The 21,377-nt window shown below is 61.5% G+C and carries 26 protein-coding genes; 12 read left to right on the top strand and 14 right to left on the bottom strand.

The features are described 5' to 3' along the window. Positions 1-7: 7 nt before the first annotated feature. From AM2010_RS00255 to AM2010_RS00240, 4 genes are all read left to right on the top strand, one after another. Positions 8-994: a DUF6607 family protein gene (locus AM2010_RS00255; protein ID WP_047805381.1), complete on the top strand. Its 987-nt coding sequence runs from the start codon at positions 8-10 to the stop codon at positions 992-994. Between the two features lie 237 nt (positions 995-1,231). Next, on the top strand, positions 1,232-3,328 hold the full coding sequence (locus tag AM2010_RS00250; RefSeq protein ID WP_047805380.1) for a TonB-dependent siderophore receptor: 2,097 nt from the start codon (positions 1,232-1,234) through the stop codon (positions 3,326-3,328). Next, positions 3,328-3,891 (top strand): hypothetical protein, encoded by a 564-nt coding sequence (locus AM2010_RS00245; RefSeq protein WP_047805379.1) that lies wholly within the window; start codon positions 3,328-3,330, stop codon positions 3,889-3,891. Before AM2010_RS00250 ends, AM2010_RS00245 begins: the two co-directional genes overlap by 1 nt. 11 nt (positions 3,892-3,902) lie before the next feature. Beyond that, complete coding sequence (locus tag AM2010_RS00240; RefSeq protein WP_047805378.1) at positions 3,903-5,210, top strand: PepSY-associated TM helix domain-containing protein; 1,308 nt, start codon at positions 3,903-3,905, stop codon at positions 5,208-5,210. Between the two features lie 45 nt (positions 5,211-5,255). Here AM2010_RS00240 and AM2010_RS00235 read toward each other — a convergent pair whose 3' ends face one another. Then, positions 5,256-5,468, bottom strand: coding sequence for a DUF4287 domain-containing protein (locus AM2010_RS00235; RefSeq protein WP_047805377.1), 213 nt, complete (start codon positions 5,466-5,468; stop codon positions 5,256-5,258). After that, entirely contained in the window at positions 5,461-5,886 is a 426-nt protein-coding gene (locus AM2010_RS00230) for a DoxX family protein (RefSeq protein WP_201784058.1), read from the bottom strand. Before AM2010_RS00230 ends, AM2010_RS00235 begins: the two co-directional genes overlap by 8 nt. A gap of 124 nt (positions 5,887-6,010) precedes the next feature. Between AM2010_RS00230 and AM2010_RS00225 the strand changes: the two genes are divergently transcribed. Then, the gene (locus AM2010_RS00225) at positions 6,011-6,535 is read left to right on the top strand and encodes a MarR family winged helix-turn-helix transcriptional regulator (protein WP_047805375.1); all 525 of its coding nucleotides are present in this window, start codon (positions 6,011-6,013) and stop codon (positions 6,533-6,535) included. A 151-nt stretch (positions 6,536-6,686) separates the two neighbouring features. On the opposite strand, the gene AM2010_RS14250 is transcribed toward AM2010_RS00225, so the two are convergent. From AM2010_RS14250 to AM2010_RS00205, 6 genes are all read right to left on the bottom strand, one after another. Beyond that, positions 6,687-6,839 (bottom strand): hypothetical protein, encoded by a 153-nt coding sequence (locus AM2010_RS14250; RefSeq protein ID WP_160325583.1) that lies wholly within the window; start codon positions 6,837-6,839, stop codon positions 6,687-6,689. A gap of 55 nt (positions 6,840-6,894) precedes the next feature. Further along, positions 6,895-11,772 (bottom strand): thermonuclease family protein, encoded by a 4,878-nt coding sequence (locus AM2010_RS00220; protein WP_047805374.1) that lies wholly within the window; start codon positions 11,770-11,772, stop codon positions 6,895-6,897. Further along, positions 11,769-12,482, bottom strand: a complete 714-nt coding sequence (locus tag AM2010_RS00215) for a hypothetical protein (RefSeq protein WP_160325582.1) — start codon at positions 12,480-12,482, stop codon at positions 11,769-11,771. The genes AM2010_RS00220 and AM2010_RS00215 overlap by 4 nt, the downstream gene beginning before the upstream one ends. 317 nt (positions 12,483-12,799) lie before the next feature. Then, on the bottom strand, positions 12,800-13,210 hold the full coding sequence (locus AM2010_RS00210) for a hypothetical protein (protein WP_150115306.1): 411 nt from the start codon (positions 13,208-13,210) through the stop codon (positions 12,800-12,802). Beyond that, positions 13,207-13,341: a plasmid mobilization protein gene (locus AM2010_RS14505; RefSeq protein ID WP_420834979.1), complete on the bottom strand. Its 135-nt coding sequence runs from the start codon at positions 13,339-13,341 to the stop codon at positions 13,207-13,209. The genes AM2010_RS00210 and AM2010_RS14505 overlap by 4 nt, the downstream gene beginning before the upstream one ends. Before the next feature lie 157 nt (positions 13,342-13,498). After that, positions 13,499-14,101, bottom strand: a complete 603-nt coding sequence (locus AM2010_RS00205) for an SOS response-associated peptidase (protein WP_047805371.1) — start codon at positions 14,099-14,101, stop codon at positions 13,499-13,501. A 552-nt stretch (positions 14,102-14,653) separates the two neighbouring features. Between AM2010_RS00205 and AM2010_RS00200 the strand changes: the two genes are divergently transcribed. Next, complete coding sequence (locus AM2010_RS00200; protein ID WP_160325580.1) at positions 14,654-15,007, top strand: hypothetical protein; 354 nt, start codon at positions 14,654-14,656, stop codon at positions 15,005-15,007. 64 nt (positions 15,008-15,071) lie between these two features. Here AM2010_RS00200 and AM2010_RS00195 read toward each other — a convergent pair whose 3' ends face one another. The 4 genes from AM2010_RS00195 to AM2010_RS14485 form a co-directional block, all read right to left on the bottom strand. Then, positions 15,072-15,785, bottom strand: coding sequence for a hypothetical protein (locus AM2010_RS00195; RefSeq protein WP_150115303.1), 714 nt, complete (start codon positions 15,783-15,785; stop codon positions 15,072-15,074). A 167-nt stretch (positions 15,786-15,952) separates the two neighbouring features. Further along, complete coding sequence (locus tag AM2010_RS13860; protein WP_082132743.1) at positions 15,953-16,303, bottom strand: thermonuclease family protein; 351 nt, start codon at positions 16,301-16,303, stop codon at positions 15,953-15,955. Between the two features lie 137 nt (positions 16,304-16,440). Next, positions 16,441-16,656 (bottom strand): hypothetical protein, encoded by a 216-nt coding sequence (locus AM2010_RS00190; RefSeq protein ID WP_047805369.1) that lies wholly within the window; start codon positions 16,654-16,656, stop codon positions 16,441-16,443. A 48-nt stretch (positions 16,657-16,704) separates the two neighbouring features. Further along, positions 16,705-16,902 (bottom strand): helix-turn-helix domain-containing protein, encoded by a 198-nt coding sequence (locus AM2010_RS14485; protein ID WP_338047427.1) that lies wholly within the window; start codon positions 16,900-16,902, stop codon positions 16,705-16,707. A gap of 178 nt (positions 16,903-17,080) precedes the next feature. On the opposite strand from AM2010_RS14485, the gene AM2010_RS00185 reads away from it, so the two are divergent. From AM2010_RS00185 to AM2010_RS00170, 4 genes are read left to right on the top strand one after another with little or no spacing between them, the layout of a single operon-like run. Continuing rightward, positions 17,081-17,485, top strand: coding sequence for a hypothetical protein (locus tag AM2010_RS00185; protein WP_150115302.1), 405 nt, complete (start codon positions 17,081-17,083; stop codon positions 17,483-17,485). Beyond that, entirely contained in the window at positions 17,482-17,820 is a 339-nt protein-coding gene (locus AM2010_RS00180; RefSeq protein WP_047805367.1) for a hypothetical protein, read from the top strand. The genes AM2010_RS00185 and AM2010_RS00180 overlap by 4 nt, the downstream gene beginning before the upstream one ends. Further along, complete coding sequence (locus tag AM2010_RS00175) at positions 17,820-18,092, top strand: hypothetical protein (protein ID WP_047805366.1); 273 nt, start codon at positions 17,820-17,822, stop codon at positions 18,090-18,092. Before AM2010_RS00180 ends, AM2010_RS00175 begins: the two co-directional genes overlap by 1 nt. Before the next feature lie 11 nt (positions 18,093-18,103). Beyond that, complete coding sequence (locus AM2010_RS00170; RefSeq protein ID WP_236699471.1) at positions 18,104-18,676, top strand: hypothetical protein; 573 nt, start codon at positions 18,104-18,106, stop codon at positions 18,674-18,676. Positions 18,677-18,699: 23 nt separating this feature from the next. Here AM2010_RS00170 and AM2010_RS00165 read toward each other — a convergent pair whose 3' ends face one another. Both AM2010_RS00165 and AM2010_RS00160 read right to left on the bottom strand, forming a co-directional pair. After that, the gene (locus AM2010_RS00165) at positions 18,700-19,074 is read right to left on the bottom strand and encodes a hypothetical protein (RefSeq protein ID WP_047805365.1); all 375 of its coding nucleotides are present in this window, start codon (positions 19,072-19,074) and stop codon (positions 18,700-18,702) included. Further along, complete coding sequence (locus tag AM2010_RS00160; RefSeq protein ID WP_047807538.1) at positions 19,058-19,525, bottom strand: Panacea domain-containing protein; 468 nt, start codon at positions 19,523-19,525, stop codon at positions 19,058-19,060. The genes AM2010_RS00165 and AM2010_RS00160 overlap by 17 nt, the downstream gene beginning before the upstream one ends. Positions 19,526-19,913: 388 nt before the next feature. On the opposite strand from AM2010_RS00160, the gene AM2010_RS00155 reads away from it, so the two are divergent. Beyond that, positions 19,914-20,282 carry a PH domain-containing protein gene (locus AM2010_RS00155; RefSeq protein ID WP_047805364.1) on the top strand — a complete coding sequence of 123 codons (369 nt, stop codon included), beginning with the start codon at positions 19,914-19,916 and terminating at the stop codon, positions 20,280-20,282. 135 nt (positions 20,283-20,417) lie between these two features. Further along, positions 20,418-21,230 (top strand): hypothetical protein, encoded by an 813-nt coding sequence (locus tag AM2010_RS14090; protein ID WP_150115300.1) that lies wholly within the window; start codon positions 20,418-20,420, stop codon positions 21,228-21,230. Positions 21,231-21,377 lie beyond the last annotated feature (147 nt).

Below are 21,377 nucleotides of genomic sequence, written 5' to 3'. Positions count from 1 at the left end.
ACCTATCATGACCATGACCAGAACATTCTTCGGCGCAGCGCTGCTTGCCATTGCACTCGCCACGACACCCGCGCTGGCCGACGGGCCTATTGCCGATCGCGGCGAAGCGGTCGAAACCGCCATGTACGAACAGGATCGGGCGACAATCCTGGCAATGGCGGGCGATTACAAAGTGCGCTTCGACATGCAGGAATCGACGCCCTGGGTCGAAGACTACACCCCGCTCGACCGCAAGATTTCGGGCGGCCACGAATCGGTTCGCGTGATCGAGGATACCGGCACGCGGATCGTGCTCCAGCATCTTCTGGTGGCCGAGCACGAGGGCGAGACGTTCGTGATCAAGCACTGGCGGCAGGATTGGGAATACGAACCGGCCCGTATCCTTGCCTACACCGGCCCCGACCGCTGGCAATGGGTCGATGTGCCGGAACGGATGCGTAACGGGCGCTGGTCGCAGACGGTCTATCAGGTCGACGACAGCCCGCGCTACGCCGGATGGGGCGAATGGGAAACGACCCACGGCATTCGCCGCTGGCGGTCGAACTGGACGTGGCGCCCGCTCGCCCGGCGCGATGCCGTGCGCGATCCGGTTTACGATCGCTATGCCGCGATCAACCGCCACCAGTTGACCCCGACCGGGTGGATTCACTGGCAGGACAACACCAAGATGAAACCCGCCGCCGGGTCGGCCGAGGCGCTGGAACCGGTGGTGCAGGAATATGTCCTCAACACATATACCCGCTTCGACGGCTACGATGTGGCGGCGGCGGATGCCTATTGGGCGGCCACCAAAGACTACTGGGCGGCGGTCCGCGCCAAGTGGGCCGAAGTGGCCGAGCGCAAGGGCGGGATCGCGCTGGAGGAAGAGGCCCAGGCCGGTACCGTCATCAGTGGGCGGCTGCTCGAACTCGGCAGCGCGCTGCAGGATGGCGAAGTCTCACAGAGCGCCGCGATCGAAGAAGCGATCGGATTGATCGAAACGCACACCCGGTAACCTGACGGATTCCCCTTTCGCCGCCGCTTCCGACGGGCGGCGAGAACCGGGCGGCGCGCCACGGGGAGCGCGCCGCCCACCATCCTCCAATTCTCCCCCATTCGCGCCCCCAACGGGCACCGGCGACATGCGATCATGCAAGGCGGTCCGGCGGGCTCACCCTCATGGAACACAGTACTTGCAATTGCGATTACTTCGCATTAGCTGACCGCCAAATTCGAACTTCAAGGAAATTTCATGCGATTCGTGCGCTTCCCGCTGCTCTGCGCCACCGCGCTGGCCTCCACCCCCGCCTTCGCTGAAGCCGCTGCGGATGCCGCGTTCGACGCCGCCGAACCGCGGCAGATCGTCGTCACCGGCGCGCGCGGGGAAAGCAGCACCGCGACCAAGACCGACACCCCGATCATCGAAACCCCGCAGCCGATCACGGTGATCGACGACGAACTCTATCTGGCCCAGGGCGCGATCTCAGTCAGCGATACGCTCAATTACGTGTCGGGCGTGACCGCCAATCCCTACGGCCCCGATAGCCGCGTGGACGGTGCTTTCGTGCGCGGGATCAACGCGCTGCAGTTCCGTGACGGGATGCGCGACGTGTTCAGCTACTACGCCAGCATCCGTTCGGACCCGTACAATTTCGACCAGGTCGAACTGGTCCGCGGGCCGGCCTCCGTCCTGTTCGGACAGGGATCGCTGGGCGGCATCATCAACCTGGTTTCGAAGCGCCCCGAATTCGAGAGCGGGGGCGAGCTTTCGGTCCGCTACGGATCGCACGATCGCAAGGAAGTGCTGGCCGACGTGACCGGCGGGCTCACCGACACGATCGCCGGGCGCGTCGTCGCGCGGCTGCGCGATTCGGGGACACAGACCGATTTCGTGGCGGACGACCGGGCGATGATCTCCCCCTCGGTTACATTCGCGCCCTCGCCCGATACCGAGCTGACGCTGATCGGCCTCTACCAAGAGGATGACAGCGGTTCGACCTCGCAGTTCCTGCCGCTGGTCGGCACGATCCTGCCCAACCCCAACGGGAAACTGCCCAACGACCTGTTCGTCGGCAAGCCGGGCTGGGACCGCTACGACGGCCGCCTGCTGCAAGGCACCGCGCTGTTCGAACAGCGCTTCGGCGAGGCGGTGCAGCTCAACCTCAAGGCGCGCTACATCGATAGCGACGTGACCTACTTCACGCATTACGCCAACAGCTATTCCAACCCGGCCAATCCCTATCTCGATCCCGACCAGCGCATGATCGGCCTTTATTCCGAAGGCAGCGTGGCGCGGATGGAAATCTTCTCTTCCGACAACAACGTTCAGGTCGATTTCAACACCGGTGCCAGTGTCGAACACGTCCTGCTGGCCGGGGTCGATTACAGCTGGAACCGCGTGCGCAAGACCGGCGGGTTCGGGTTCGAGATGATCGACATCTACGATATCGATTACAATGCCCTGTCCGACTACGGTGGCGGATTGCCGCAGCCGACGACATCGTCCGATATCGAGCAGGAGCAGATCGGGTTCTACCTGCAGGATCAGGTCCGTTTGTTCGACCGGGCCTCTCTCGTCCTCGGCGTGCGCCACGACCTCGCCGAATCGCACGCCGCCGGGGTCGAGCAGTACGACGCCAGCGCCACCAGCTTCCGCGCCGGCGTGATTGCCGAAGTGATCGACGGCGTTTCGCCCTTCTTCAGCTATACCGAAAGTTTCGAACCGGTATCCGGCATCACCAGCAGCGGTGCCGCTCTGACGCCCAAGACGGGGCGTCAGTTCGAAGCGGGGGTCAAGTTCCACCCGCTCGATTCGATCATCGTCACCGTGACCGGCTATCGCATCGAGGAAAGCGGCCGCCCGATCGACGATCCCAATTCGGACAATCAGGATCACAAGATCCAGGTCGATGGCGTCGTTTCCAAGGGTGTTGAATTCGAAGGCAATGCCGCGCTGCCGGGCGACCTGAACCTGATCGCCAACCTCAGCTATAACGAGGCGGAGATCGAGGGCACTGGTCAGCAGCTCGACAATGTGCCCAAATTCAACGCCTCGCTGTGGGGCACCAGGCGTTTCGCCCTGTCCGAAGATGCCTCCCTGCTGATCGGCAGCGGGGTGCGCCACGTCGGCAAGAACCGCTCGTTCGGCCCTGCCTTCCCCGATGGGATCGTGACGCCCGCCTTCACCCTCGTCGATGCCTTCGCCGAGCTAAGCATCGACCGGTGGAGCTTCGCGATCAACGCAACCAACCTGTTCGACAAGCGCTACTACTCCGCCTGCCTCGCGCGCGGCGACTGCTTCATGGGCAGCGAACGCAACGTGTTCGGCACGGTCAGCTACCACTTCTGATGGGCGGCGGGGGGCTTCTTGCAGCGGGATCGGCTCTCGCGGTCGTCGCGGTGATCGTGCTGCGATATTCGTGGGGCCGGCCCGGGCGCTCGGGCGCGCTCAACGGCCTGGGCTGGGCGCTGATCGCCGCGGCGGTGGCGGTCGGATGCGCGCTCGCCGGTGCATGGGGGATCGCCGTCGTCTCCCTGTGGGCAATGGGCGCTGCCTGCGCGATCCTGGGCTGGGAAGCGTGGCAATCGCCGCGCGGGCGCGAGCGTGCGTCCAGCCGCCGCGCCCATGTAATGCCCGATGGCAGGGCGCCGCTGCACCTCGGCCGCCGGCTGCTGACGTTCGCGCTGGTCGTTCTGACCGGGTTCGCCGCGGCGGTTTGCTTCGCGATCGGGGTGCGCTGGGGTGCCGCCGCACTGGGCGCAGGCGAAGCGGACGCCAATGTCCTGGCCCTGCTCGCATCGCCGATTGCATGGACTGTCATCGTCTTCATGCTGCTGATGACGGCCCGCAGAAGGCGACAGCTCGCCATTCTGGCGATTGCGGCCGCGCCCGCGCTTACGACATTTATTTGAGGAACCACAGGATGAGCGCCAGCATCGAACCCGGCACGGTCAAACGCGCACTGTCCGCCCATGCCGCCGTGGGCCTGCTGGCCGGTGCGATCCTCTATATCCTCTGCCTGACGGGAACGATCGCGGTCTTCTATGTCGAGATGCAGCGCCTCGAACAGCCGAACGCACCCGAAATGGCGGAGATCGCGCCCGAGGCGGTCCAGCGCGGGGTCGAGGCCGTGCTCGCGCGCGAGGCGCAGGAAGGTCTTGCGCCGACGACCCACCTCTATGTCCACATTCCGGTGGAGGAACTGCCCCGCGCGACCGTCACCACCGATACGCAGGCCTTCCACCTCGATCGCGAAGGCAGGATCGCCATGCCCGAGATGATCGAATGGAACGACTTCCTCGTCCATCTCCACTACACGCTCAACCTGCCTTCGCTGGTCGGCATCACGATTGTCGGCATATTCGGCGTGATGATGCTGGCGCTGTCGCTCTCCGGCGTGATCGCGCATCCGCGCATCTTCCGCGACGCCTTCCGCCTTCGCGCGCGCAACAATGCCGGGGTCGGCCTGACCGACTGGCACAACCGGCTGAGCGTCTGGACCCTGCCCTTCGGCATCGCAATCGCGCTGACCGGCGCGCTGATCGGGCTCGCGACGGTAACCGCATACGGCCTCGCCGAAAGCGCCTATGGCGGCGATGTCGAAGCCGTCTATGCGCCCGTGTTCGGGGAGGAAGGCCCGCCCGACCCGGCACCGGCCGCCGCACCCGATGTCGCCGCCGCGCTGCAGTACATGGCGCGCGAATACCCTGACGTGCGCCTGACTTATGCCGTCGTCCACGATCCGCTCACCGCCGGGCAACACGTGCAGATGATCGGCGATCATCAACGGCGGCTGATCTTCGGCGAATACTACGCATTCGACAGCGAAGGCGCGTTTCAGGGAACGACCGGCATGGCCGACGGGGCATTGGGCCAGCAGGCCGCCGCTTCGACGTACAAGCTGCACTTCGGCAACTTCGGCGGGGTCTGGGTCAAGATCGCCTATGTCGCCCTGGGTGCCGCGCTGACGGCGATCTGCGCGACCGGCAGCTATATCTGGCTAGGCAAGCGCCGCCGCCGCGGGATCGAGGAACCCCGCCTGCGCGCAGCCTGGACCGGTGTGATCGTCGGCACCCCGGTTGCCCTGGTCGCAACCGCCGCCGCGCGCGCCATCATCGGAAACGAAGCCCCCTTCGCAGCGATCTTCTGGATCGGCCTGGCGGCGTGGATCGGCGGGTCAATCGCACTGGCGGGCCGACGGCGGGAGGGTGCGCCGGAAACCGCGGCCTGACCGAAGCGACGGGGGATGGGCCGCCGGCCCGGCCCTATCGGAGCGCTACTTGCGATCCCGCTTCAGCGTGTAGGCGACAATGGCATTGGCGTGGCCGTGGCCCATGCCGTGCCGGTCTTTCAACAGCGCAACCAGTTCCATGTGTTTCGCGGGCAGGTGTTCGCGGACAATGGCTTGCCATTCGGTGATCGGGCGGCCGTATTTCTTCTCAATCGAAGGGAAGTAGGAGGCTGGCCCTTTGGGCGATGGGTCAGGCATGGGCACCCTCCCCCGGTGCGGCGTCGCCTCGCGAGGCATCGGAGGCTTTGTGCCCCACCGGAAACAGCGCGCGCAGCGCAGGATTCCTTAGCCACAGGCCGCCCCAGATCAGCAGGCCGAGATAGACGCCAAACAAGGTGTGCGTGAACAGAGGACTGCCGACCCGCATCTGGGTCGCGATCGCCCCGCCGAGCAGAGCGGTAGTGACCACGGCGCCGAGCACACTGGTCCGGGGAATGGCATAGAGGATCACGCAGGCAAGTTCGATCAGGCCGATGAGCAGCGCGTGCCGGCCGTCCCAGCCCAGCGCCTGCAGCGTTTCGGACGCGACCGGCATTCCGGCCAGCTTGGGCAGGACCGACGCGAACAGCAGGAACGCGATCGCCAGCCCGGACAGCACGCGCCCGGTCAATACCATGCGCCCATTCATTGCATCGTCGCCTGGTGGCGATTCGAACAGATCATGGCATTGGCCTTTCCTGAAACGAAGTGTATCTCGCCATCGAGATATTTCCAGGTTATCTTGCTGTCAAGAGAGTTTTATGGACCATCTAGCTGCCCGGATCGAACAATGGCGCCGCGAACTGCCCGACGTCGACACCACCGGCATGGCGATACTCGGCCGCCTTCGCTGGATTACCCTGCAGGTGAGGCCATCGATCGAGGCCGTATTCGCCCAGCACGGGATCGACACCGGCGAATTCGACGTGCTGTCGACTTTGCTGCGATCGGGCCCGCCCTACCGGCTGCGCCCGACCGAACTCTATCGCTCGCTAATGATATCCTCGGGCGGACTGACGGCCCGGCTGGATCGTCTGGGCAAGCGCGGGCTGATCCGGCGGACCGACGCCGGAAAGGACAAACGCAGCCTGCCGGTCGAACTGACGGAAGAGGGGCGCGCACTGGCGCAAGCGGCGTTTCGCGAAGACATGGCGGTCGAGCGCGAACTGCTGTCGGGCTTGTCCGAAGAGGAGACACGCGATCTCACCGAACGGCTCGAACGCCTTGCGCTGGACATTTCCGCGGCGCTCGATGCGCAGAAGGCGAACGACAGCGAGCGGCTCTAGTGTCGTGATGACGCCGGCAGCGACCGCGTTCGGGGCGGATCGTTCGGTCTACTGGTGGGAAAGCTGGATGCCCCGTGAGAATCCATCGTAAGGGCGGAAAATGGCACAACTCCTAGCATTCGCTGGCGTAATGGTTTCCGCGCTCCCTCATTTACTCCCACAACGTGATTGAAAATCCACGATCCCAGCTATCGAGATCGGCTTCGTCGTCAGGCCGGGCGGACTTGTGCGGAAAGCTCAGCAAATCGAAGGCGTCCCACTCCGGTTCCAGCAGCCTATCACCGTCCTCAAGGAAGGACGGCAAAGTCAGGACACTAGGGACACTAGGGACATTATTGCCCTTTTCATTGGATTTTTTCTCACCGGCCCGCCATCCCGCCGAGCAGCGGTGCGTTGTAGTAGTCATCGAATCCCGCGTGGAGATGACCATCATGGACGAGCAGCCGCGCGTTTGGATCGTATTGCCGGACCTGAGCTTGCAGCCAGCCGAGCGACTTGCCCTCAGGCGGAAGCATATCGAGCGCCGCGCCGGACAGGTGTTCGCTGTTCCTCGCCGGGTTGTAACCCTTAGCCCGCAGGCTGTCGTTGTACTCAGGCGAACGATAGCCCGAGGTAAACCGGATACCCGGAATGCGCTGTCTAAGGTCCGTCACTACGTCGCGGCTGGCAACCGGCTTGCCCGGCCATTGTTCGGCAGATGCGGCAGGCTCGACGACATCACCTGACCATACATCGCCGTCCACAGGCTCGCCCGGCCAATCGTCCGCCTCTGCCGTGCTGTCATTGAACAACTTCGACCTGACACCTCGGCGAGCAGCGGCCACGATCTTGCGCGCAGCTTTAACCCGTGCCGCATCGTCCATGCTCTGCCAGTCGGACGACACAACGAGATAGCCGAGGGCTTCGTGAGCCGCTTTGCCGGCAAGCTCGCTGTAACGGTCATATTCCTCAGGCGTCAGCTCGCGACCGCCGACCTTCTTGGAAGGATAGCCAGGCGCGTAGTCGAGTTGCAGAAGCTCGCTGTTCACCGGATCGTTCAACTGTTCGGAGACCCAGACTGGCGAGAGCCAATCAGGTCCCATTCCACCCTGGCTGCGTATCTCCCGCCCCCACACATCGCGGCGGGGTAACAGATCGTCCTTCAGGCCCGGCAGCCTCGATTGCAAGGCTTCCCCCAGCGTCTCGGTTTCACGCGCCACAGGGTCCATCGTGCGGGCGGTGCCTGCAACGAGATTCGGGACGAGGAATGAGCCGACGAGCCGCTGCATCATGTTGTCCGCGTAACGGTCAGGTTCGTGCAGGGCGCTGACCAAATCCGAAAGACCGGATAACCACGTCTTGCTGGCGAGGTTGCCCATAATCGAGGCGGTGAGCAGCAGCGCCTTATCCTCGCGCTGGCGCTCACTCATACCCTCAGGCAGCGTTGCCATATCCGCCGCTACACCAATCGTGGTCGAGAACGGATCGAGCCGCTTGTAGCTATAGTAAGTGTCACCAAGCTTGATGCTGTAGGGCTTCCAGCCGTCAGCATAGAGAAGGCGGGATTTCTTCGGATCGGAGGGCGGTGAGCCGGTAATCAAGCCGCTCTGCGCCGCCTCGTAAAGCGCAATCCCGAACCCGGTCCCAATGGAGGCCCGAGCGATAGCCATATCCCGGCGCGCCCCACCAGCCGCGAAGTCGGCCCGCCATTCCTTGAGTAGCGGTGCGGCTGGTGAACGTTCGGTTGCGAACTTGAGCAAGTTGGTAGGTGTGCGGACGAATGGCAGGAAAGCCTTCAGCACCAGCGAATCGTTTGTAATCCCCGAGATCTTGCTTCCCAACGGGCCTAGCTTTTGCTGAAAGGTCAGATACCGGCCATAATGGAGCGCCTTTTCCAACATGACGTCGGTCGGATTGGCGGTAAGCTCGGCGATACGGCGGGTCGCCGCCTCGCCTTTCAAACCTTCCTTGTTCGTCAGCCGAACCGCCTGTGCGTTTAATTCCATGCGACGGGCCACGCCCTTGAAGAACTCATCTTCCGCCGTAAGAAAGCGCGTCGGCAGCCGCAGCACTTCGCCTTTGAGCCCATCGACGGCGCGATACTGGTCGCCCTCGACCTTCGAGGCGAAGTCCGAAGCCTCGCCTGTCCGCAGACCCTTTGCGAACATACGAGCGCCTTCCTTTGCACCCTGCAGGAGGCCAAAGGCACGCGCACCGACCTCGGAGGCCGTCACACGGTCGATCGCGCTCGACGACACCGCCCGGCGCACGCCACCGATGGCAGCGCCCACCGCAAATTCGGGGATCTGGGCCAGCGATGTGAGCGTGTTCGACGTGATGTTGACCGCGTGCGTTTGTGGCCACGAAAGGAGGAAGTTGATGTAGATTTCCGCGATCTTGTCGCGCCACTTGGGCTTTGCGACTTTCTCCGCGACGGCGTTGAACTTGCCCGGTCCCATCTCGACCGCATCCAATAACACGTTGGCTGCTTCCTCAAGTTGATCCTGCCCACCGCCGCCACGCACGAATGCCTCAAGAACATCGCGCCGAACCTCTCGGCTGTCGGCAGCCATGCGGAATTGCCCGAGCGCTCGCCCGGCCTCTGCGGTCGCACCAGCAACCTGTTCCTGAATTGCCGAGTGCCGCACTAGCGCTTGACGGAATTGCGCCAACAACTCCCCATCGGGATAGTCGCCCGCTTGCTTCACGCGCTTGGCGAGGTTGACCAATTCGTTGCCCGACTTCGCGAGGATGCGGCGCGCGGCCAGCGCTTCCTCTGCATTCATCGCCTGCCCCTTGCGGCGCGACAGCAGTTGCTCGGGCGTCATGTTCAGGTCAGACGCGAGCCGTCCGGTTTCAGCCTGGGTGATCCTTCCGCGCGTGGAGGCGTCGAAACCGCCCATTATGTCGCCGGTCGCCTTCAGCGCGCGGCTGATGTCCTGCGGAGAGTCCAGTTTGGTTACGTCGATATTGCCGACTTGCTGGATCGCGTTGACTCCCGCCCAATCATCATAAGCCTCGACAGGCGGGAACGGCAGGGGTTCGTCGGCAAGAGCCGCTGCGTCGTCATAGACCGGTCCGCCGACTTCCTCTTGGCGCTGCTCCAGATCATAGCGCTCTCCCTGCACCCCATAGTAGCGTTCGACCTCGGGCACATCGTCAGGCAGGAACCGACGCCCGCGCGTTCCTTCATAAGTTTCGCGCAGGGCATTAAGGAACGTGTTCACGTCTGGGCGCTCTAGGTGATCGGGAAAGAACCCCGCTTCCCACGCTTGAAACGCCGCGTCGTCGAGCGTTAGGCCGTTCTCGTTGACTATCGGTCCGAAGCGGACTTCCTGCCCGACAAAATCCATACCCTTGCGAGCCGCGTTAGACCGAATGCCCATTGCTGATAGTTCGCCGCCCTGATCGACCAAGCCGCCCCGCGTGCGAAGCCAGCCGACCATATCCATAGGCCCGACCTTGGGGACCGACGCGCCATTGTGGTTCTTGATCGTGGTGCGGGAAAGTACCGCGCGTTCGTTTGGAGCCTTAACCGTAACGAAGCGCCCAGCATCCTTGGCAATGGCTTCCTCTACCCCGCCAAGCGTGTTCGCAGGTAGTGGCAGCACGTCGCGCGGTTGGACGTTGGCAGCAGCGGCCACGCGCTGAGCGTCGTTCAGGGGATCGTCGAGGCGCGTCGGGCGGGCGGCTTCAAGCGGGTGCACCAGCATCGACAGCGAGGCGTCGGGTTCGGCATCCATCGTTACCGCGCGTAGATCGACTACCTCGCCGGGCCAGTCCGCATCCGCGACAGTCGGGGATTCACCGCTGGATCTAGCAAGCGCTGCCGCATCGGCATTCACCACATGCCCCGACCTCGCTTCGTCCGACTGAGCCGCGTGAATGGCGCCGCGCGTCGTGTCCTCGGCAGCGATTGCGCTCGGGGAAGCTTCTCGACCCAGACGACCCCGTACAGCGCCCACAGCACGCCCTATCACCGGTGCAACGACTTCGAGCGCCTTGCCTCCAGCCGCGTTGATGATTGCGCCAGCAGGTGCCCCTATGGCTGCTCCAGTGAGACGCTGGGGCACGGTGCCATCGGTCCCCATGAAGCCTTCGGCTCCGCCATATACGGCACCCACGCGGGCAAGTTGGGGGACGGTGCGAGCGCCTTGCCCGTAGGGGATGGCGAAGCCCGAAGTGAGAGCGCCGCCAATTTGCCCTACCATGGAAGCTGTCGGGTGTGCGTTTTCGTCGCCCCGGAGGATGGACGCATTCTGATATTCGTTGTTGGCCCAAATATCGGCAAGGCGACGGTCGCTGTTCCAGACATTCTCCCGGCCTTGCGTGCCACCGAGCGTATCGGCCACCGCGCCAAGTTCACCCAATGCGCTGGCCGTGAATCCTTCGGCATACCCACGCACGCCGGCACCCATCGCGCCATCGCCAAGTTCCAGCGTTGCTAATGGTGTTTCACTGTAACGCGCCGCAACAGTGTATGGCAGGCCCCTCGCCTTGCGCTTGTCCCGATCCTCGACCCACGACGACAAGTAGTCGGGATCCAGGCTCAGCCCTTGCGATTTCGCGAAAGTCGCAATGTCCACTGCTGGCGCGCTATCGAGCAATTTGAGATATTGCCGTTCGGCCTCCGGCCTCATCCCCTGAAACGGAGTAGGGGTATCAAAGAACTGCGCAACTGTCTGACGCGGAGCCTCGCCTTTACGGAAGTCTGCGGGGTTCTGTGCCATCGTATCGTTCATCGGGCCGAGCTTATTCACACGCGCCAGCCGCTCGGCCTGCATGTAATCGAATCGGCGGCTGGGATCGCTCTCCAAGTAGTCGGGCGCGGCAAGAGCATTGCCCGACCGGATCAAGCCAATCCCAACGTCTGTGCCATCGAGCGAGACAGGGCCGACGGGACGGCCCCATGACATGCTTATCACATCATCGAGCCGCGCCGTGCTCGTGTTGGAGATTTGCCCTTGTAAGTAGTCGCGCGACTGCTCACCAATGGGAACGGGGTTGCTCTGCCTGTCGAAACCCTGTTGCTTCAACTCAGGAGCATCGACGCCCAGAAGGCGCACGCGCAAATCGCCAGCCCGAATCGTGTCGCCATCGGTTGCCGCCGCGTTATCGAGTGGCGCGGGCGTTCTCGGCGGCGCACCGAAGAGACGGCGCTTGCGCGTCTGGGAAGGAGTAGGGGTGGGCGACACGACCGTGCCGGGCCAGTTCGGCTCGGGGGATTCGACAAAGCGGCCCGGCCAGGGATCACTCATCGTTGGCGCACCACCCCATCGGGGCCACGGTATTTCGTGCCCTTAGGAAGCTTCGCAGCTTCCGCAGGGGTCTTAACTGTAACAACCGAATTAGACCCAGCCTTCATCCGCGATCGGGGAGGGGCTGGGTTAGTATTGCGGTAATCGACCATTCCCCGGCGATTGGTCTGACGTAGCTGCTCGAGACCCACACGGAAGCCATTGCGGATGCGCTCAAGCTCGGCATCGTTGCCGGTTCGGTGATCGTCCAACTGCACATCGCGCTCGAAGGCCGACGGCCCAGCCGAGCGGAGAACATAGTCCTCGACGGCTTTGAAGTATTCCTCGCTCCCCGGTGCAAGGCCAAGCTCATCGGCATAGGTCTGGAAGTCCTCGGCACCATCGTGGATGATGCGCGACTGGCCGGTGGCCGGATCGAATTGCACCCGATCCCGACCGCTGGAGAACGGGGCTGCCGCTCGAAGGTCCGCCTCCTGGTTGCGTGCGTAGTCGTTATACTGCCAGCCGAGGATTTGCGCGGCAGCCTCGCGCTGGCGCTGAGCCTGCTCGTTGCGCGCGGCGGTGAGATTCTGGACCGCGTAAGGTCGGTAGCCGCTGTTCATCGCCAGAGCATCGCCCACAGCGGCAAGCGCGTATTGCCACGCCTTCGGCTTGCGCTGATCGCCCCTGAGGACTTCAAGCGCCCGTTCGTAGTCGAACGGCTGGCGCATCGAACCACCAAGCGGACCGCTCCTCGGCGTCGGGCTATCCATTCCGATGTTGCCGGCGTCTTGTGACGGGTGTGCACTCGGCTGCTTTATGGGCGACGCACCATCGGACGCGGTTGCCGGGCTGCCATCGAGATTCCACGTTCCGCCGCCGAACCCGCTAATCGGACCCGGGACTACCGGCTGGCCGTCCTGCCCTTGAGGCAACTGAAGGTATTTGCTGGGGCTCTTCCTTCTGGAGCCGAAGAGGCCAGGCTTGGTCCTGCGAAAGGGCGCTGCAAGCATGGGATCGTGTTGGGCGCCCTGCGTTAGCTGGTGCATTATTCCCCCTTATCGAGCATCGCGGCTCGCAAATGTTTGGAAAGCTCGACAGCGGTGGGCGACGAATGCTCCGCTATGCTGAGCAGAAACTGATCTGCAAATTCCTCGCCGTCATCGGCCAGGAGCGAGACGAGCGCGAGGCATTCGGCCGCAAGGCTTTCGCGTAAGTCCCTCTCGTCCTCAGAAGTAAGGGAGCTTGCCAATGCCAGAATCGAGAGCAGTCGCCCCTTGTCGTCGCGCGAGCCCTGCGCAGCTGCGAGTCGGGCGAAAACTGCAGAGTCCATCGCTGTGAGTAGATCGCCTTGCGCTATAGCGAGTTCAATCCCGCGCTCAGCGAGCGTTCGCTGTGCTTCGATATCTCCTGAAGCAGCCGCACCGAGATGCCTAAATGGATTGAATGCGGCCCTCATTGGAGCCCCACCTTCTCGCGCACCACAGCGCGCAGGTACTCGGACACTGAACAGCCCGCCTTTTCGGCGCGCCGGGCCAACTCCGCCACGACAGCGGAACTGGCCCGAAAAGATACGTGAACGTCCTGCATCATCACCTCTGTCATCCCGACGATGTGTGCTGCGTCCGTATCACATGTTCTAAAGAAAGTCAATTAATGTTCGTGTTTTGATCTCCTGCCTACGCCCTGGTGGAGATGATTCTGACGTTTCTGTCCGGCGGTCATTCTCTGATGCACAGACACATGATTACGAGTCACGCCTCCATTTATCAGCCGTTCGCTCGATCGCGACATTGCCGCCATACGACACGCACAGCGCCCGAGCCTCATCTGGTGCCGCGCGCTGCCACCTATCATAATCATCGGCCCGCAAGATCACCGGCATCCGATTGTGCACCTCGGCGGCCGCGTCGGCGGCATCGGTCATCACCATCGAATAGCACTCACCCCACTCCTCGCTCGCGCGCCAGATCCCGGCGACGGCGAAGACCGGCTGATCCGGCAGGCTCATCCAGGTGCGGGTCATGGCGCCCTTGGGCCCCTCGGCCTCGGCCCAGGCGGTAAGCGGGATCAGACAGCGCCGCTCTTCGAAGCTGTAGCGCCACATGAAGCTGTCGAGCTTGTCGGTCCGCGCGTTGTTCACCGGCTTGGGCTTGAGTGGCTGGCCGGTCTTCTTGCTCTTGAGTACCAGCGGAAATCCCCAAACCATTGAGCGCAGCTGGCCCTCGGCCACCACCAGACCGGGATAGCCGGGGTAAACTTCCTCGGCGGCGTTCCCTGCAGTAGCCTCGACGTCGAACAGGCCGGCGATCTCGGCGTTCGAGCTTTTGATCCGATAGAGATTGCACATGGCGGCAGCTTATCGTGATCGTGGGTCGGCCGCTACGGATATCGCGATACGACCGTGCTCGCCGGACGCTGACCGCAGATTTCGCTTCGCGGCCGGGCGATCAACCTGAGGTGCCCGCAGCGTAACGAGCGCCCCCCCCCTAAAGTCGATGCATCGTCAACAAAGCCAACATAAATCCACCGAAGGCAAATATCATCATGAGACAGAAGATCAAAAGCGATGGAAGTTCCAGGGCAACTCCAATTTTCTGTCCAATCCACAAGCCGCCTACTGAAAATATTAGCCAAGCGACCGACTTTAGGGCGTCCATAGTCTTCCTCCCTTGACGATAGTACTATTTCTCTTTCTAGAACACAGTCCATCAGGTCCTGGTATTTTGGCTTCTTCTCTGAACGCACCTTCCGTGTCTAGCGACAAATGCGCGCGTCGGCGCATTGCTCAGAGAGCTTCTGCACAGTTGACCTTATTGTCAGTCATTTGGGTTGGGACTGATCCGCTGGCTATATCGTGCCCGCGATATCGTCTTCCAATCGCAATGCTGGACTTGCACATTTGTTCCGCATCTGTTCTCATTGGCGGATGGAAATGATTCGCGCCAGTGACGAAGAAATCGAGACCGCCCTGCACATCGCGGTGACCACCGCGCCCAACTATGTGCTGCGCAACGCGTTTGCCGGGAAGTTCGATCGCGGCCGGGCGGTGGAGACAATTGTGCAGCGCGTGTTTGCGTCGCTGCGCCGCTACGAGTTGATGCGCGAGCCGAGGTCTGAGGACATGGCGCGCCCGCTGCTTCCGTTGTTCGTGAGCGGAGAGTCGCCAGGTGCCGAAACCCCTACGTTATTCGGTCAGCAGACGGACGACGTACGCGATCAGCGTGAGGCAGCTGACCACGGCGAGCGCCACTAGCAGGAAAAGATCGAGCTTCAATTTCACTGGCCCGCCCCATGACGGGCCAGGATCTTCGAACCGATCACTCTGGATTCGGTTCGACCGGTTCCTCAACGGCAGCATTGCTGTCGTCTATCTCAGCAACTTCGGTCGAAACGCTTTCAGCGGCTTCGGTAACCAACTCTGCCTCGTCCGAAGCCTCGACAGGCGCAACTGAGGTCGCCTGAACCGGCACTGGTGCCAAATTTGCGCCCTCGGGCAGAGCAACCGGCAGATCGCTTTCAAGCGTCGCCGTCAGTTCACGGCCTTGCGGGATCGTGCCACTTTTCCCGGTGATGAACCCGGCGAACAGACCTGCCACAATGACCCCGCCGACCGTCGCCAGAGTCGCGCCATCGCCTTCCTGGCGATATGTCCCGTCGATATTGATCCGACGACCGCTCAGCTCCAGGTATTCCAGCTCGATATCCATCTTACCGGATTTACCAAATGCTCCGCGGCTGGTGAGCCAAGTGATTCGGCCCACTCCCTTGGTCCCCGCCGGAATGACCACGAAATCGCCCAGCATTACCGGTGCTGCGACCGCCAGATTGAACTGATCGCCTTCTTCCCAGCCCCGACCTTTGGTCGTGACGTCCTGCGTCATCTTCAGTGGAATTTCGGTCCCCGCCGGAAGAACAGTTTTGGGCTGTGGCGGGGCGCGGAGCGCCTGGACCGGTACTGCTGACTGATTGACCTGCGCCATCGCAGGCATCCCAACAACGGCGGTCGCCGCTGCCAACAAAAGAATCCTCATGCTGTCCCCCAGTTCAATGCGCCCCCATGCGCAAAGTCAATATCTGCAAATCTCAACCAAAATGCCAGTAGAAAATTCAGAATTGGACAAATGCGACGTGTAAATTGGTATGCAAATCCAAGTCATTCCAATCTTCACATGATTTTTCGTCACACTGGTCTCGCCGATCAGCACCAACTCTCGCGCCGACCTGCCCAGGTTCTCGCCAATCCTTCCGCAACCAGCTGGTCCCCAATTGAGCCACCATCGTTCGTTACGATAGCCAGCGTGCGACCGTAACGGTCCTTACCTTGCCGGTAGATCTTATAGGGCGCTGCGTTGAGTAGAGTAAGCAGCCGGTCACGCGCCTTCCGGGCGCGTGCAGTCTCCAATGAACATTTCCCGTTTAACTCGGGCGCGTCGATATCGGCTATCCTGATACGTTCGCGCTCAACGATGAAGGTGTCGCCGTCGTGAACGCAGGTGATGCGGACACCCGTTGGTGGACAGAGGGTTAGAGCGATTGCAGCGAAGAGCATTGCGCTCAGTACGGCCCGAGATCGTCAACTGGAAGACCGTACTCGCCGAATGAATAAGTGTCGTGCCGATCCTCTGCGCGTTGTTCCGAGCTGAGAAGGGTCCGGGCGGCAATATTGTCCCTATTGTCCCTAACGTCCTAGTAAAACAGCCCGACAGCTGGGAGAACGAACACGGAGGCTGCGGCCAGTCCGAGTGCCAACGCGGTCATGACGGCAGCGTTGTGGAGCTTCCTATTGACCCGAACAGCGTCGCCGGCGTGTTTGCCCGCGACCGTTGCCACAGCCCACCAGAATTGGGCCGCCACAATAGCAGCGACGGCAGCGGCAAACGCGAAAGGTTCGAAGATCGTCATTGAAGGCAAACTAGCACCTTTCCGAATCTCGTGACAATCTCGTTCACCCTATTCGGGTACTGTCACCCCAAGCCGCCCGGATCGTCGCAGGAACTGCGCCCCCGCATCTATCAGGGTGATTTCTATCTTTTCGCGTGTTTTTGGCCCCACTGGTTCGCCCTCTTCGAACCGCACCACAGTGGCGCGTCCCACTCCCGCCATCTCAGCCAGCTTATGAGTTGACCACCCGAGGGCAGCTCTTGCCATCTTCGATTGCACACCGTCCATCTTGAGACGATTTATATCACAAAGGGGGTTGACGCAACCGTCCGCCTTGTGAGACAAATTGTATCACCAAGGCCGTATGCCGAGGCGACCGAGCAATGGGGATGCCACCCCAAATGCCCGGTCTGATCGACACCCTTATTGACGAAGGGACACGACTATGAATGCACCTACCACCACACCTGTGGCCGCGAAAGCCGCGAAGAACGACATCGCGATATCCATAGCATGGAAGCGCTACAGGAAGGCAAGGCTCTCCTATAATGCGCTACCCTTGGATGATGGTCCTGTTGTTGGCATGCACACGCCAGCAGAGTTGGAGCAGATCAATGCAATGGATGCAGCTGAAAGCGTCCTGCAAGCTAGCCTCGCGACCACTCCGGAGGACATCGAACTAATTCTTTGGTTGGCAATTCTACACATGGTCGGACGTCGTGATGACGACACTGCTGCCTGCAATTGCGACCTTCGCTATTTCCTCGATCGCGAAACGGATTTCGACTGGAATGTCCGTCTAATACTCACCGCGATTCGATCGCTTCGCGAATTGGGGGAAGTGTCATGACAGCGCACGATCTCCCCAATCGCATTGTTTGGGATGACCTCATACGAAGGCGCACGGTCGCTCGCGCACAGATGGACCTCGCTTATGCCAGCGGCGAACCCGAATCGGTAACTGATCAATTGAATGACAAGCATGCCGCAGCGCTCGACGCCTGCCTCCTAACGCCGGCCGGGTGCCTTGCAGATGTTCGGGCAAAGCTGGAACTTATTGATGACTGGGACATCGCTGACGGCTGGTGGTGTGCACAGGAGGCAATCGCCATACTCGCCCTTGATGCAAAGCGGCTCCTACCCGTCGATCACAATGAGAGACTAGCAACAGAGGGGGCGGCTTGATGGTGACGCATCCAAAAGTGCAGGTGACGTCTGCTCTCCCACTAAGCCTCCTGTCCGATGCAATTCCGCGCCTGTCGCGTGACGCGCTGGAAGGCTTAGTGGAGTCTCTTATCGACAGGCTCGATGAGATAGATGGGGATGCCGACTTCGAAGATGATGACCCCTTTGGGCAATGCGATGAGGACGGTATCAACACTGGTCAGCCGGTGCTTACTCTCCACGGGAACTCTTACGCCTACCCCGGTTGTCCGATCAGCGACCACGAGCACTGACGCGGTACGTTTTGATTGACGCCCAATCCGAATTGCCACTCCAGAGCGCCCCGGCCACCCTGCCGGGGCGCCTTCCTTCAGCGCTGAAAACACACGACTTCCATGCGAGCCTCGCGCTTTCCAACCAGTACTCCGAAGCGCCGTGGTGGATGGAGATCTACCGCCGCGCCTTCCCCACTCTCGTCAGTGCTGTGTCCGTTCGTGACGATGGCTGGGCGCAGCGTGGTGGCATCGATCGCATTCTAACGCTCGCCTGCGGCCGGGTTTTTACCGTGGACGAGAAGGTCCGCACGAACGCTTGGCCCGATATCCTGCTGGAGCGGTGGAGCGACGAAGAGCGGCGCAAGCCCGGCTGGATCCAGAAGCCGTTGGCCTGCGATTTCATCGCCTATGCGTTCGCGCCGACCCGAAGGTGTTATCTGCTGCCTGTGGTGCCTCTACAGCGCGCCTGGCGCATGAACGGTCGGCACTGGATCGAGCAGTACGGGCAGCGTCAGGCATTCAATCCGGGGTATCGCTCAACGAGCGTGCCGGTGCCGATCTCGACGCTGATGGATGCGATATCGGCGGCGATGGTATTGTGATCGCGACACCGCCAGAGTGAGTACTAATCCTTCTTCACATCTCCGAGGTACATTTTTGCGAGCAGGGCGATAGCCCCACCAACCACACCGCTGAAGATCATGCTGTGAATATGCTGCACTTCATCAGGCGTCAGCCACCGGCGCTCGTTTGGCAGCAGAAGATGGGCCACGTACACGCTGGACAACGCAGCAAATCCAATGAAGCCCAATATCAGTGCGCTGGGGATTAGCCACTTTATGGTTTTGTGGATGGCGAGGGCGTTATCGTGCCTCGCCTTGCTGAGTTCATCTAGCCGTTTCCACTCGCTCTCCTCCCGCCCGGAAAGGGAATCCTCTTCGAAGCCCTCAAGATCGGGCGCGGGGAGATCGGGGAGCTGGCCGTCAGGCGGCGACGCCACGTAACAGGTCTGCGTAATGGCGGCGGATAGCGGCATCATCTAGTTCAACGCCATACTCGTTCGGACGGTACGCCTCATCCCACGGCGTGCCACGCTTGTGGGTGAGAAACGAAAGTTGGCCGCCTGTCAGCTTACCGTACTTTTGGTACACGGCGTCGATGAGTTCGGTATCTTCGGAAGCCAGCGTTTCGGACGAGAAAAAGCGCGAAATCCGCTTATCGACGCCTCCATTTCCGAAGCTCTTCAACTTTCGGTACAGGCTGGGAATGACGGGGCCATATCGCCACGCCTCCACCGCTTCGTCGAGCAGAGGGCGGTTCTTGATCGCAAGTGAAAATCCGTGAGCCATGTAGGACAGTTTGATGAGCTGCATCGGCGTCAAACGTCGCCCACCATCATTTTCCGCCAACTCGATAAAACGATTGGCGACAGTTGCTGCATCGTATGCCATGGTCGCCTCCTCTCGGTACATATAAGAAAACGAGAGGATTCCGTCAAATTGGCTTGACGCTCAAAGCGCAATCGTCCGTTTGGCAACTCGCATGCTTGATCGGCCTCACGGACACTCCGGGAGTCCTCCGAACCCGCTCCAACCTGCAGAGATGGACGCACGCGGCGCAACGTGGGTACGAACGGACTCTCCGCAGGTTCATCCGCTCACGGCGGGCCAAGGGGGATCGCCGTGCTGCACTCCCACAACCACATGCCATCAGAGCACGTCAGCCAGCCGCCCCCGATCCCTTGGCGGGCTTCCTCCACCCCGCTTCGGCGGGGTTCTTTATGCCTTCTTGACCGCCAGCCGCTTCTCGCGTCATTCTGCCACGAGGAGGAAGGGCTGCATGATCGATTTCCAGAATGGCTCGGTATTTAAGCTGAAGCAGAACGACGAGTACTCGGCACGCGTCGGCGATCTGCTACTGCCGGGTGAGAAGATCATCGGTGCGTTCAAGGCTTTGAGAGACGGCGTCGTCTTCACAGACAAGCGCATCATCGCCGTGAATGTTCAGGGGATTACGGGCAAGAAGAGGGACTTCACCTCGCTGCCCTACAGCAAAATCGTCGTCTTCTCCGTGGAGACAGCGGGATCGTTCGATCTCGATTCCGAGTTGGAGATGTACTTCTCTGGCTTGGGGCGGGTGAAGTTCGAATTTACAGGTCAAACCAACGTGGTTGAGATCGCGCGGCTGATCGCGGGGTTTGTGTTGTAATGTTTGCCACTACGCGGTCCATCATTGCAGAGTTGTTGCCCCGCTGCGATGCCTACATTTTATCGGCGAGCCGCTGGACGATTTATTTCGAAGAGGCCTTCAACCGATATTGTGTCCCTGAAGTGAGGAATCGCAATGAACGGATTGAGCAAATTCATCGTCCAACCCTGCCGTTCGGGCGGGGCGGCAGGACTTTGCGGGCTGATGGCTGTCGCGCTGATAGTGGGCTGTGGAGACACTGAGGACCGAGACGGTGATTACGAGCGACCTACCGATCCGGTTCTACCGGCGCCAGTGATTGCACCGGAGCCAACCGCGCCGCCAGTTCAATATGAGCCGCCGCGACCTTCGCACTACTATGACGAGCGAGATGGCGTCTTCTATTCCTACATCGCAGCGGTCTCCGAGGAGGACCGCAAAACCGGAAAGGTTGCCGGTGACGTGGTGACCTTTGCCTATCTCGGCGAAAACGACGGTAAACATGTTCTGGCTCGCGTTATGCCGAATGGCACCATCACAGGGCGCTCAAGTTGCCGCAGCCCGTGCCGCGTGATTACCTATGAAGATGGAACGCAGGTTGGTTACAATGAGAGTTCAATAATCGGTGCTGCGTTTGCCGACGCCCTTAACGGTGAGTTAGAGATCGCAAGCTTAGTGAAGCCGACGCGATCGCGTCCGCCGGAGTTGCAGCCAAGCTCTGTCCCGGCAGCCAGCAGCACCGATGAATGGACCGCTTCCGAGTTGGCCTTGATCAGCGAGTGGCAAGTCTTGAATGAGCAATGCCGGGATGGAACCGACGCGAACGCTGTTACCGCCTGCGAACGACGAGACGATGTGATTGCACCGGCGCTTGAAGAGGCGAATATCTGCTACGGACGCGCTTACGAGGCTGCTGCCAATCAGACCCTCCATCGCTGTACTGGCGATTCGTTGCACCTCACACCGTAACTCTGGAGGTGATCAAGCCGCCCGAGCCAATGGCTGGCGCTGGCCGCAACTAGCGCGGCGATCGTGCACTAGAGCCAAATCGCCCAATTGCGCTTCTGCATTTACCCCTCCCGAAGTTTGCACCCAACGAAAACGCCATTAGCATAG

Origin of the sequence: Pelagerythrobacter marensis (assembly GCF_001028625.1) — a bacterium.
GTDB lineage: Bacteria > Pseudomonadota > Alphaproteobacteria > Sphingomonadales > Sphingomonadaceae > Pelagerythrobacter > Pelagerythrobacter marensis.
This window is presented reverse-complemented; position numbering and strand designations above follow the sequence as displayed.